This window comes from Bacillus sp. sid0103 (assembly GCF_019219025.1).
Genome location: NZ_JAHUWN010000010.1, coordinates 1 through 12,653, shown reverse-complemented (window position 1 = coordinate 12,653; position 12,653 = coordinate 1). Strand labels below are relative to the sequence as shown.

The following is a 12,653-nucleotide window of genomic DNA, read 5'->3' as shown; positions in this document are numbered from 1 at the left end:
TGGGTCCGTAAAAGAATAAAGAACAACTAATCAAACGATTGATTAGATAGTTACAAAATGTTGCACTCAAAGAAGGCACCCACTTTAAGGATGCCTTCTTTAGTGCATTCCTCCACTAACTTTAAAAGAGCACCGAAGAACTTTGAACCAGAATATTCTCATGAGATAAATTCCAGTCTGTTTTGTTCCTCGATTACATTAGTGTAATGCCAAATAAGATCTTCAAATATCCGGTCCCATCTCTGTGTTAATGCGTAATCCCTTCCCGCGATTCCCATTTGTTCTCGTAGTCCATCATTCGATAAAATCTGAATAATCGCATCTCTAAATTCCTGTACATTACCAGGTTTACATAAATACCCCGTTACGCCTGCTTTAATGATATTCTTAACACCGCCAGCCTTTGCTCCGATGACAGGGGTTCCACTTGCAAGGGACTCAAGGACAACATTTCCAAAGGTCTCCGTAGGAGAGGGGAAAACAAATAGATCAGATGCTGAATAGACTTCGGCCAAGCTGTTACCATTTAAGAATCCAGTAAAGGTCATATTCACGGGAGCATTTGCCTGTATTTGCTCACTTAATGGGCCATCACCAACTATTAACCAATGTATTTTTTCATTTAACTCAGCTGGGATTGATTTTGCAACTTCTAAAAGTGTTTTGATATCTTTCTCAGGTGCTAATCTGCCTACATATATAAGCAGGTATTTTCCCTCTGTAGAGTAAAAGTTCCGGACAGCATTTTTATCATAATAAGGGTGATAAAGTTGGCAATCTACGCCTCTTGGCCAAATTTCTAAGTTTGAGAATCCATGGTGTTTTAATTGTAGGAACGTATCTGTGGAGGGAACGAAGAGTTTTCTACAGGTTTGATAGAACCAGTGCATGTATTTCCAATGGATTTTCGAAAGAAAATGAAGGTGATAATAGTGTAAATAATGATCAAAATTGGTGTGATAGGAACCGACAAGGGGGATGTTTAATTTTTTGGCAAAAAAGACACCACATAGGCCGATGTTGAAAGGGGTTGCCACATGAATTAAATCTGGAGAAAATGCTATTAATTCCGACTTAAGATGAAGTAGGTTTGGAAAAGCTAAGCGGCATTCAGGGTATAAGAAAAAGGAACAACTTTTAAAATGATGTATATTGGTAGAATGATATTCATTGGAATAAGAATCGGGTGCAAAGATCTTAAAAGCGATCTCCTGATCCTCCAAATAATTAGTTAATCGTTTAAGCGTCCTGGCAACCCCGTTGATGTCTGGATAAAAGGTATCTGTGAAAATGGCAATTTTCATAAAATCCCTCCTAATCTATTCCTCATAACCACAATAAATAGAAGCAAAGGCTCCCGGTAAGTGATCCGAGTAGCCCCCCAACAATCACATCGGAAGGATAGTGAAGGCCTAAGTAAATTCTTGATATGCCTACACAAAGTCCTAAAGGGATCAGGACAAAGGAAAGTTGAGGGATGAATAGGATAAATGGCATCATAACTGAAAATATCGCTGTGGTATGTCCTGATGGAAACGAATGATCTTGTAATGGATTTGCAGGAAACTTTGTTTTTTCAATGATTAAATAGGGTCTTTTTCGGGGGAACAGCAACTTTACAAAATGTACGGGAATGTGACTTGCAGATAACGCAAGTGCACTTGCAATCGCAACCAATCTAGTTTCCCGTGGCGAAAACATGATGAGAAGTAAAGTAGCGGCGATCGTAAATCTCGCTCCACCAAAGTGCGTGACCGTGCGAAAAAAAAGATTTAATACCTTTTTATCAAAATGACGATTAACTTGCTGAAATAAACGGCATTCGAACCCATAAAACAACTGTAACATTCTCATAATGGCCTTTCCCCTTTATCAATTAATCATTTTCAACCCTGCATTTGGTCGATGTCAGGTCAAACTATTGACCATCCTTGCTTTTTGGTTAGGAGGTTTTCTTCGCGCGATATTTTGTTGGATAAGATGGCTCGTGCCGACTGGAACCGTTGTTTTTGTACAAAGAATCAAATCGTTTTCGATCATTCCCTTTGTATGTATAACAATACCTGTAACCATGTGCCCTAGTTCAGCTAAACAAGTACTAGCAACAAGTCCATCAATTCCTGCTCCCGTAACGGAAAACTTCATCCAATCCCTCCTATTAATATTGCTTACTTAATTGTATAAAGAAATCGGTGATAGTTTCTTAACTTAATGTTAAAAGCGTGTTAAGTATTTGTAATTTTCAAAAATATATATATCAACAAGTTTTAGCTTCGGGTGCGAAATCGATCATTTTTTAAAGGTAGATAATTTTTTACTACCTAATTGTTTTTATATGGAAATGATAGAAGGTCGTTCCTTTCCTTTTTTTTAGTATAATTCCTACAAAATTATTAAAGAGAATTTAAATAACTATTTGATAAGGTCAGTATTGGAAGCGTTATCATAAAAAACTGATAAATTGCAAGTTTCAGAAATATTTAAATAAATAGAATAATATACTAGACGAATGAGAGTAATTGTTCTACAATAATAATTATTAAATCACATGGGCATTCATATCGTTATTTTGTGTAAGATAATCTAACAATCTACGATTTGATTTGTCAGAAAAATAAGAAAAAAAGAAAGAGGTCCTAAGTTATGAAGAAGAATTGGGCAAAAATGTTTATGGCCTCCACCTTATTGGCGGGAGTGCTTGCAGGTTGTTCAGGAGCTAAAGAAAGTTCAGGCAGTGAAAGTAAAACTATTAAGGTTGGTGTAAACCTAGAGCTATCCGGTGGAGTTGCTTCTTATGGGGAGTCGCTTGAAAACGGTATTGATATTGCAGTCGATGAGATTAACAAAAAGGGTGGAGTCAAAGGCAAAAAGCTAGAGCTTGTTAAAGTAGATAACAAGTCAGAAGCTGCCGAAGCGACGAACGGAGCCATCAAGTTAACAAGTCAAGACAAAGTAACAGCGATTATTGGTGCGGCTACTAGCGGTAACACCGTGGCACAAGCGCAAATTGCCAATGATACAAAAACAATCCTATTAACTCCATCAGGGACAAGCCCGAACGTAACAGTAGGGGATAATGGTAAATTAAACGAGTACGTTTTCCGTACATCTTTTATTGACCCATTCCAAGGAATTGTGGCCGCGAATTTTGCTGCGAAGGAATTAAAATTAAACAATGCAGCTATTTTTGCAGATAGTGCCAGCGATTATGCCAAGGGTTTAGCAGCCTCATTTAAAGAGACTTACGAAAAGGCAGGCGGCAAAGTTGTAGCTGAAGAAGCTTATGTTGCGAAAGATACGGACTTCCGTGCTACCTTAACTCGTATTAAAGCTAAAAATCCAGCATTCATTTTCATTCCTGGATACTATGAAGAAGTTGGTTTAATTGTAAAACAAGCTCGTGAATTAGGAATCACTGTTCCGTTAATGGGTGCAGATGGCTGGGATTCACCGAAGTTAGTAGAGTTAGCTGGCGCTGACGCATTAAACAATACATTTATCACGAACCATTACACATCTGAAGATCCAGATAAAAATATTCAAAAGTTTGTAACGACTTATAAAGAAAAGTTCAATGGAGAATCTCCTAATGCGTTTAATGCACTTGGTTATGATACGGTCTATCTATTAGCGGATGCAATCGAGCGTGCTGGTGGAACAGATACGGCAAAAATTAAAGATGCTTTAGAGAAAACAAAAGATTTATCTAGAATTACAGGTACGATTACTATTGATAAAGACCACAATCCTATTAAATCAGCTACTGTTTTAGAATATAAAGATGGTAAACAAGTATTTAACACGAAAGTGAATCCGTAAAAATCAAAAAAGGTGAAATGGAAGGAATGTCCCTTCTATTTCACTTTTTTTATTTGTTGGTAAGATTCAGAATAGTTATGCTATAATTAAATTAATAATAGGTACTAATACCAGATATAACTTCAATTGCCTAACATTGGTAATTCAAGAATATTTAAACGGGTATAAAAGGGACCATTCTCACCTTTTAAAAGTGTTTGTACGGTAAACTAACGAATATTTACAACAACGGGGGATTTTGATGTTAACAAATGATTTGGACTTTAGATTGGAGCCTAAACTTATAGATTTATATGAACAACATAAAAAGCGGTCTGGAAAAATAGATTGGGGTTATCATGATTTCTTACCATGGGATAAGGCAATGGATTTTCGACGCGTTCCCTGGGATGAAAGCCAGGTCACACTGCCTGCATCGATTATTACTGCGGTTGAAACGGCTCTTCTAACCGAAGTGAACTTGCCTTGGTTTACCTCCCATCTCGATCAAACGTTTAAGGGTTCTTTAACGGTTATTAAAGATTTTGTCCATACTTGGACTGCAGAAGAAGATCAGCATTCAAACCTGATTGAAACGTATTTATTAATTACACGCAATGTAGATCCGAAGCGACTCCACCAATTACACAAACAAACGGTTGAGAATGGCTGGAATCCTGATTATCACACGCCTTTTGAAACTATGGTTTATACCTCGTTACAAGAACTGGCAACCATGGTTTTTTATAATAATGTTGCGAAAACAGCTGGTTCGCATGATAAGGATTTAGCTAGTCTGCTTCGCCGTCTTGCAAAGGATGAAACGTTGCATTATGCCTTTTATCGAGATGTGATTAAATTTCATCTCCAATTGGAACCTAATTACTGTTATCATTTAGGACATGTCATTAAGAACTTTCAAATGCCTGGTACAGTAATGCCTGATTTTGAAGATCGTATGGCGATTATTGCAAAAGAGGCAAACTACGGTCCATTGGAATATTTTGATCAAGTTCTAGATGTGATTGTTGATTATTGGGAGTTGGAAAAATTAAGACCGATTGCACCAGAAGCAGAAAAAGCTAGACTAGACATTCTAAATTACCACGCCCGGTTGAAAAGAGTAAGAGATCGTTTTTATAAAAATAAATAAGTTGCTTCCAAATAAAAGGGAAATATTGCCGATTCATTAGAAAACTTAAGGGCTTGACAATTAAAATAGAATTTATTAATCTTGAGCAATAGTAATTTAATAAATAATTTCGTATAACTCCAATGATATGGTTTGGAGGTCTCTACCAGGAACCAATAAATTCCTGATTACGAAGAAGATGCATCTGTTTGTATTTTCTTCGTAATCAGGAATTTTTTTTTTTTTTAATGGCTATGTTGAAGTTTATTGTTGATTTTGGCACCCTGTTGATTGGAGTGGAAAGCGCGAAGACTCCTGCGGGAGGAGGCTCCCCGGACCGCCCGCGAACCGTACGCGCTTGGAACGGAAATCAACAGGCTAGTTTAACAGAGCCTTTTTTATAAAAATTAGGAGGTAATTATTAATATGAATTTTGCAACTTTACCTAAAATAGAACTTCACTGCCATTTAGATGGCAGTCTTAGACCGGAAACCATCCTTGATATTGCAAAGAGAGAAGGAATCAGTCTACCTTCGATGAATAGGGATGAAATTCTAAAAGAACTCATCGCTCCATTAGAATGTGAATCTCTTGATGAATATTTAGAGAAATTTTCTATTCCCAATTTAGTTATGCAGACAAAGGAAAACCTGAGAAGGATTACCTTTGAACTTTTTGAGGATGCCGCACGGGAAAATGTGAAATACATGGAGGTAAGATTTGCTCCATTACTTCATACAGCAAGGGGATTAGAGGTTGATGATATCATCCAGAGCGTCTTAACTGGAATGAAGGATGCAGAAACGCAATATGAAATAAAGGGAAATTTAATCCTTTCCTGTATGAGAACGATGTCTGCAGAACGTGCTTTTGAGGTTGTAGAGAAGGGGAAGAAATTCCTTGGAAAAGGAGTAGTCGCCATCGATTTATGTGCATCGGAAGAGGAAGGATTTTGCGGAAAATTCGTAGAACCGATCGCCTTAGCTAGAGAATATGGTTATCGAGTAACCATCCATGCTGGTGAAACGGGTATAGGGAAGAATGTATTAGAGGCAGTTGAACTTTTGGGTGCAGAGAGAATTGGACACGGCGTATTTATAAAGGACTGTGACGAGGCATATAATATCGTAAAGGAAAAGCATGTTGTCCTTGAAATGTGCCCAACAAGTAATGTGCAAACGAAAGCCGTGAACCAGTTTAGTGAACATCCAATCTATCAGTTTCATAAGGATGGAATAAAGGTAACGGTTAATACAGACAACCGGACGGTATCAGATACAACGATGGCAAATGAATGTGAAATCGTATTTAAAGAATTCGATATAAGCGAAAATGACTATAAGCAAATTTACTTTAATAGTGTTGAAGCAAGCTTTGCCGATTCCGAAACAAAGGAAATGCTGAAGAAATATATTTCTTGATAAAAAGTAGAATGAAAGGTGTCAGGCACCATGTGAAAAATTCACATGGTGCCTGACACCTTTTTCTATGAAAAAAATAAATTAAAAGATTTCCTTTCACCAAGTTTTCACTATTCTCTATTAGACTTCAGGTATCAAGTAGAAAGGAGGAAAGAGAAATGAATACGAAAGTGAAAAAAGGTATTTTCTGGGGTGTAATCATTGCTGCAATGGTTTTGATGGTGAATGTCCTCTACTATCTTTTAGGAGGTCATAGCGAATATGCCGAAGTCCGCCACGGATATGAACATGGACCTGGAGGAATGGGTGCACGTGGTGATTTCGAAGGCCGTCATTTTTTGAACGGCGGCCCGCACCACGAAGGAGGATTCCCTTGGCTCTTCCTTATTATTGGACTAGCTCTTGTGGTTATCTTAGTGAAATGGCTTCGAAAGAAAGCTAAGGCAGCATCAATGAATCAATTTATTGACACATCTCTAGTGAGTTCACATACACCGGTACGGAATCAAAATGCAAATATTTTAGAACAATGGGAAAAAAATTTAACCAATAAAAAGGAGAATGCTTAAAATGGGTATTTTTAAAAGAGTAAAGGCGATAACAATGGCAGAAATCAATGGGTTACTAGATGGAATCGAAGATCCGATTGCAATGTTAAATGAATATTCTCGCGAAATGGAGCAAGAAATCCTAAAAGGTCAGAAGGCTTTGGCTCGCCAGATTTTTGTAGAGAATAAGCAAGCTGCACTCATTTTGGAGATTGAGGGTTTAGTAGAAAAGAGAACACGTCAAGCGAAACTAGCCATCGAACATGGTGAGGATTCGATTGCGAAGTTGGCGGTGCAAGAGAAACTAGTTCATGAAAAGCAGCTCAACCTTTACAAGCAACAATATGAAGCAGTGAAAGCCCAAACTAAACTTCTGATCGAAAAACTCGATCACCTGAAAGAGACCTATAACCAAATGCAGCATAAGAAAATCCTCTTAGCTTCCCGTGCTAATGTTGCTCAGTCAATGAAGCAGATTCAAAATGCAACGGTATCTTTCCAAACTGACAACATTGCAAGAGGAGTCGCTCGCGCGGAAGAGCGGATTTTAATGATGGAAGCAGAGGTGCAAGCAGGTCAGCAGTTTTCAACACCATTAGCCCAATATGACGCGGCATCCAGCAATTTTATAAACGATGAAGAATTGAATCAGGAACTTGAAAAGTTAAAAAATGAAAAAGTTCTGCAATTAGAAGAAATCACTAAATAGTAGAATGAGGAGCGCCGATCATTTTTGGTGCTTCTTTTTTTTCTATCAAAACATGTTCTTAAGCTAATTTTAAGATTGCGTTGCTAGATTTGAGTTACTAATGGTGATGAGATTTATCATAAACTCAATCTCAAAGGGGTTAATAGCATGAATATTTTATTAGCAGAAGATGATATCCGTCTCGGAGAATTAATCGTTTATATGTTGAAAAAGAAGGGTGGCTACCAAGTCGAGTGGATCACTGAAGGAGAGGATGCTTACTATTACGCCACCTCCGCTCACTATGATGTTGTAATCATGGATTGGATGATGCCAAATGGGACAGGTGTGGAAATTTGCAGGCGATTGCGGAACCAAGGTTATTCCGGTGCGATCCTGATGTTGACCGCTAAGGATACGGTTGGGGACCGGATTGAGGGTTTAGATTCCGGTGCGGATGATTACCTTGTTAAACCGTTCGAAATTGATGAGCTATTGGCTCGGATCCGTGCACTTTCCCGTCGAAACTATGCACCGATTTTGGAGGAGGAGATCCAAATCCACGATATGATTTTGAATCGAATGAGCCATGTTGTTCGTTTAGATCGAGAGGAAATTCAATTAAGCCCTCGTGAATTTCAGTTATTAGATTTAATGGTGAAGAATAAGGGGCAGGTCCTGCCGCGTGAAGTGATTCTAGAGCGAATCTGGGGCTTTGATTCAGAGGTTGCTCCTAAAACCATTGATGCGACCGTCAAATTAATCCGCAAGAAACTCCAATCTTTCGGAAAACAAGATTTACTGCAAAGCGTTAGAGGGGTAGGCTACAAGTTTGGAAACTAAATTGGTATCAATCATCCGGGCATTCACGAACCGTGGTGAAAAGGATATTTTTAAAAGTACCCAAGGTCGATTAACGCGCATGTATAGTGGGTTGATTATGCTTTTTCTTATCTTTTTCATCGCGACTGTTTATGTCATCCTCTATGTTGTCATCTTGAACAACCAGGAGCGTGAACTTCAATCATTAGTGAATCAAGAAGCGAGTTTCATTGAGAATTATTTGATAAAAAATGAAAAGAATGACCTTCAAGGAATGGATGATCAAGGGGTGGTGTTTGCTGGAGTTAATCAGTTCTTTTATTATGTTGTGAATTCTAGTGGAGAAATAATAATGGGTAATGAATCCGATCAGCGGGTTCGTCCTGAACTACTTCGGCTAATAAATGGAAGTGTTCAAAATGAACGGGAGATTCGAAAGGAAACTCTGCATGTTGAAATGAAAGCGAATGGCAGGGGAATGAAGGGCGAGTTTCGTCCGCGTGAGGCCCCTCAAGATATTCGGCTAATGATTGCAAGTCGGTCCATTTATGATAAGGGTCAATTCATTGGACGTTTGTATGTTGGAAAAGATATTACCTTTACCTACCAGCTTTTCCACTCGCTATTAATGATATTGATTGCCATTGGCATTGTCTTTTTGGGTCTAGCCATATACATGAGTGTAGTCATGTCAAAAAGAGCGATGGTGCCAATTAGCAGAGCATTTACAAGGCAGCGTGAATTCGTAGCAGACGCCTCGCATGAACTACGGACACCTTTAAGTGTTTTGCTATCTTCGATTGATGCGGTGGATATGACGATTGAACCTCAAAAGAGAGACATGGTGGAGAAAATCCTGGCGAATATGAGACAAGAAGTGAAACGAATGACACATCTGGTGAGCGACCTTTTGACACTGGCTCGGTCCGACTCGAATACAATTCAACTTAGTGTAGAGACCTTTGACTTCCGCCCCCAAGCAGAAAGAGCGATAGATTCCGTTCGTCCGCTGGCGGCGGCTAAACAAATTTCGCTCCATTTGAATGCACCGGCTTCGCTGATTACGGTCGGCGATTCGCAAAGATTATCACAGCTATTATATATTCTTTTAGACAATGCGATTAAATACACACCACACGGCGGGGAAGTGAAGCTTTCACTGGCAATAGCAGGTCAACAGCTATGTATCTCCGTTCAGGACACAGGAATCGGCATTAAAGCCGAAGATTATCAGCGCATTTTCGAACGGTTTTACAGGTCCGATAAATCTCGCTCCCGGCAAATGGGCGGACATGGCTTGGGGCTTTCCATCGCCAAGTGGATTGTTGACACACATAAAGGGACGATTAAAGTTACAAGTGAACTTGGAAAAGGCAGTACATTTATCATTTACATCCCAATAGTTTCTAAAGGATAGCATTAAGGCGGACAGTGCCTGACACCGTCCGCCTTAATTTATTGGAAGTTCTAACATTTAGGCTTTGTTAAATATATCTGTTGATTTCCGCTCCAGGCACTTCGCTTTCCGCGGGCTGTCCGGGAGCCTCCTCGGCGCTTTGCGCCTGCGGGGTCTCCCAAGACCAGCTTTTCCCGCAGGAGTCTCGTGCCTTCCGCTCTAATCAACATAGTCAGCAAAATCAACAATATGCTTTAACAAAGCCAACATTTAAAAGAACCCATGTTGGTATAATAAATTAATTCGCCTTGCTTTCAAACTCCATGGCTGTATCTTTTTCTAACAGTCCAACTTGAATAAGGCCATTGAGAATCCCATGATTAGAAGCTGATGTTGTGATCAAATCAGCTGCAGCCTTAGCTTCAGGAACCCCGTTACCCATAGCAATCCCTGTCCCAATCATCGTTAACATCTCCAAGTCATTCAAACCATCGCCAAACGCATAACAATGCTCATTATCGATATCCAAGTACTCAAGCAGTTTGCGTATACCAACTGCTTTTGAGGCACCCTTTGGAAGGAAATCATAAGCATAATCATGCCACTTAACGAAGTCGAAGTCAGGGTAGCGATTGACGTATAGTTGTTTATCTCCTTGATTACAGTAAAGATGACCTAGATATATCGGTCGATTTTGATAAAACTCTTCATCAATCATCGGATAGGGCATCATCAATGAGTCAAAACTCGTTTCTATTAATGGATGGTTTCCTTCGCTGACTTTAAAATCATTGTGGCTGCAATAGGCGAGAGCATGCCCTTTACTTGCTGTCAAAGTGGAAATCGACTGAAGACGCTCAGGGTTGATAGGATTTGCATAAATTTCCTGACCGTCAAACACAACATATTGTCCATTCATCGAAACAAAAGAATCGATATTTAATTCTTTTTGAATCCAATAAAACATTTTCGGGACACGACCGGTGGCAATAACGGTGTGAACGCCTTTTTCCTGAAGTAAATGAACGGCCTTCTTGGTGGAATCTGGAATAACTTTATCCTCATTAAGCAATGTACCATCAATATCAAAAAACACGATAGGCTTTTTCATTTTTCTTTCCCTCCATAAAATCACAACACAGTCGTTACGCTCAGGGAATCCTGATAACGCTGACTATGTGTTGTGAACTACTGCAGTAACAGAATATTTTATGAAACGCATTTCAGGTCAAGTGGATTTTATAAAAAATTCTGTTTAAAGCAGTTACGCAAGGAAAGAAAGTAGGAAACGATTGAGACTTACACTGTTCTGCGCTCAATTAATTTTACAGGGATTTCATTTTGTGCAATCACATCATTTTTAAGGATTCCTTGTAAAAATAGTTTCCTGCCAATATCCTCAAGTGGGATTTCAATCGTGGTGATATTCATCATTTTAGCGACGGGCTGATTATTAAAACTAATAATTGCAAGATCGTCTGGAATGGACACAGCTAGATTTTGTGCACAGGTAACAATCCCAGCTGCAACCTCATCACTAGTTACCAGTAACGCTGTTGGCGGATGGGCCATTTGTTTAATCTGTTCAACAACCTTTTCGCCATCCTCAAAATGAAGACAATCTTCAAAAATATAGGAAGGTTCATAAGGGAATTGATATTTTTCTAAAAATTTTTTATACGCTAAAGCTCGGTTTCTACTATTTGTACCGGATTTTCGTCCAATGCAATAACCAATTTTATGATGGCCTTTATGATATAAGTAGTCTAGTGCAAAAAGAAAACTAGTATAATGATCCACAAAAATGGAGGATACATTTTTCCCTCTGGTATCTTCACATAAAACAATGGGGCCAAAAGGCAAATAGGCTTCGATTGTGGACCACGTGCATGTTCTTGAACAAATAATTAATCCATCAATTTGTTTTTGTTTTAGCATCTGCAATGCTTCTAATTCCCGGCTTTCCACATAGTTGGTCTGAAACAGAACCAAATTATAATGGTTTTTTAACGCTTCATTAGCGATTCCTTTCATTAACAAGGCAAAGTAAGGGTGATCGATAAAAGGGACCACAACACCAACTAGAAACGTTTTTCCTGTACTTAAATGGACTGCATTAATATTTGGTTGATAATTACTCTGCCTAATCGCTTCTAAAACCGCATTCCTTTTTTCAGCTTTTACATAGGGATGATTATTTAAGACTCGAGAAACAGTAGTTACCGAGACGCCTGCCATCTTGGCCAAATCTTTTATATTTGTCATACCATTACCTTCCTTAGCGGTGCCTGACACTCTGCTTTTAATCCCGCGATTTTCAGTACTATTTATATAATTGTATAGTATAACCGAGTTGTATTATAGTAACAGTCCTTTACTATACCCATATGAATAAAGGAATGTTTATCTTAAAAAAGATACCAATTTATTTTAGAATACTAGTTGACTTTATTAATATATGATAGTAATATAGTAAATCTGATGAGGGCATTGGAATTGAGAGTATGTAATTCCTAAAAAAACATTCCTTCAACAGTTGACAAAAATGGTTGTGGTTGTTATGATAGTAATCTCGTTAATTCAAAAAATATTATTTAAAAATAATATTTGACTTTCTGAAGACGAGATGTTAAACTATAAACCTGTCACAAAATAGTTCTTTGAAAACTAAACAAAGCAGAAACGTCAACAAATTTTTTAGTGAATCTTTCAAAAAAAGTGAAGCTAAGCCAACGTAACAAATGAGCTAATCAACTTTCTTGGAGAGTTTGATCCTGGCTCAGGACGAACGCTGGCGGCGTGCCTAATACATGCAAGTCGAGCGAATCAATAGGAGCTTGCTCCTGT

13 protein-coding genes, 1 rRNA gene and 1 riboswitch are annotated in these 12,653 nt (G+C 38.5%); of the genes, 9 read left to right on the top strand and 5 right to left on the bottom strand.

Annotated elements, in window-relative coordinates; all coding sequences use genetic code 11:
• Positions 1-158: 158 nt before the first annotated feature.
• From KW850_RS12660 to KW850_RS12650, 3 genes are read right to left on the bottom strand one after another with little or no spacing between them, the layout of a single operon-like run.
• Entirely contained in the window at positions 159-1,304 is a 1,146-nt protein-coding gene (locus KW850_RS12660; protein WP_218347938.1) for a glycosyltransferase family 4 protein, read from the bottom strand.
• 22 nt (positions 1,305-1,326) lie between these two features.
• Positions 1,327-1,848 (bottom strand): phosphatase PAP2 family protein, encoded by a 522-nt coding sequence (locus KW850_RS12655; protein ID WP_374226328.1) that lies wholly within the window; start codon positions 1,846-1,848, stop codon positions 1,327-1,329.
• Positions 1,849-1,908: 60 nt separating this feature from the next.
• A complete protein-coding gene (locus KW850_RS12650; RefSeq protein ID WP_218347936.1) occupies positions 1,909-2,145 on the bottom strand; it encodes a hypothetical protein in 237 nt (78 codons plus the stop codon).
• Positions 2,146-2,643: 498 nt separating this feature from the next.
• Between KW850_RS12650 and KW850_RS12645 the strand changes: the two genes are divergently transcribed.
• The 8 genes from KW850_RS12645 (at position 2,644) to KW850_RS12610 (ending at position 9,827) form a co-directional block, all read left to right on the top strand.
• Positions 2,644-3,819 carry an ABC transporter substrate-binding protein gene (locus KW850_RS12645; RefSeq protein WP_218347935.1) on the top strand — a complete coding sequence of 392 codons (1,176 nt, stop codon included), beginning with the start codon at positions 2,644-2,646 and terminating at the stop codon, positions 3,817-3,819.
• A gap of 241 nt (positions 3,820-4,060) precedes the next feature.
• Entirely contained in the window at positions 4,061-4,951 is an 891-nt protein-coding gene (locus KW850_RS12640; protein WP_218347934.1) for an acyl-ACP desaturase, read from the top strand.
• An 89-nt stretch (positions 4,952-5,040) separates the two neighbouring features.
• Positions 5,041-5,141, top strand: a riboswitch (purine riboswitch).
• Positions 5,142-5,178: 37 nt separating this feature from the next.
• Positions 5,179-5,334, top strand: coding sequence for a hypothetical protein (locus KW850_RS12635; protein ID WP_218347933.1), 156 nt, complete (start codon positions 5,179-5,181; stop codon positions 5,332-5,334).
• 22 nt (positions 5,335-5,356) lie between these two features.
• Positions 5,357-6,352 carry an adenosine deaminase gene (gene add / locus KW850_RS12630; protein ID WP_218347932.1) on the top strand — a complete coding sequence of 332 codons (996 nt, stop codon included), beginning with the start codon at positions 5,357-5,359 and terminating at the stop codon, positions 6,350-6,352.
• A gap of 158 nt (positions 6,353-6,510) precedes the next feature.
• Entirely contained in the window at positions 6,511-6,921 is a 411-nt protein-coding gene (locus KW850_RS12625; RefSeq protein WP_218347931.1) for a hypothetical protein, read from the top strand.
• Between the two features lies 1 nt (position 6,922).
• Positions 6,923-7,609: a PspA/IM30 family protein gene (locus tag KW850_RS12620; RefSeq protein ID WP_218347930.1), complete on the top strand. Its 687-nt coding sequence runs from the start codon at positions 6,923-6,925 to the stop codon at positions 7,607-7,609.
• Between the two features lie 147 nt (positions 7,610-7,756).
• Positions 7,757-8,431 carry a response regulator transcription factor gene (locus KW850_RS12615; RefSeq protein WP_218347929.1) on the top strand — a complete coding sequence of 225 codons (675 nt, stop codon included), beginning with the start codon at positions 7,757-7,759 and terminating at the stop codon, positions 8,429-8,431.
• Positions 8,421-9,827 carry a sensor histidine kinase gene (locus KW850_RS12610; protein WP_308128792.1) on the top strand — a complete coding sequence of 469 codons (1,407 nt, stop codon included), beginning with the start codon at positions 8,421-8,423 and terminating at the stop codon, positions 9,825-9,827. The genes KW850_RS12615 and KW850_RS12610 overlap by 11 nt, the downstream gene beginning before the upstream one ends.
• Positions 9,828-10,104: 277 nt before the next feature.
• Here KW850_RS12610 and KW850_RS12605 read toward each other — a convergent pair whose 3' ends face one another.
• On the bottom strand, positions 10,105-10,917 hold the full coding sequence (locus KW850_RS12605; RefSeq protein ID WP_218347928.1) for a Cof-type HAD-IIB family hydrolase: 813 nt from the start codon (positions 10,915-10,917) through the stop codon (positions 10,105-10,107).
• Between the two features lie 188 nt (positions 10,918-11,105).
• Positions 11,106-12,071 (bottom strand): LacI family DNA-binding transcriptional regulator, encoded by a 966-nt coding sequence (locus tag KW850_RS12600; protein WP_218347927.1) that lies wholly within the window; start codon positions 12,069-12,071, stop codon positions 11,106-11,108.
• A gap of 491 nt (positions 12,072-12,562) precedes the next feature.
• On the opposite strand from KW850_RS12600, the gene KW850_RS12595 reads away from it, so the two are divergent.
• Positions 12,563-12,653 (top strand): 16S ribosomal RNA (locus KW850_RS12595); the annotation flags it as partial.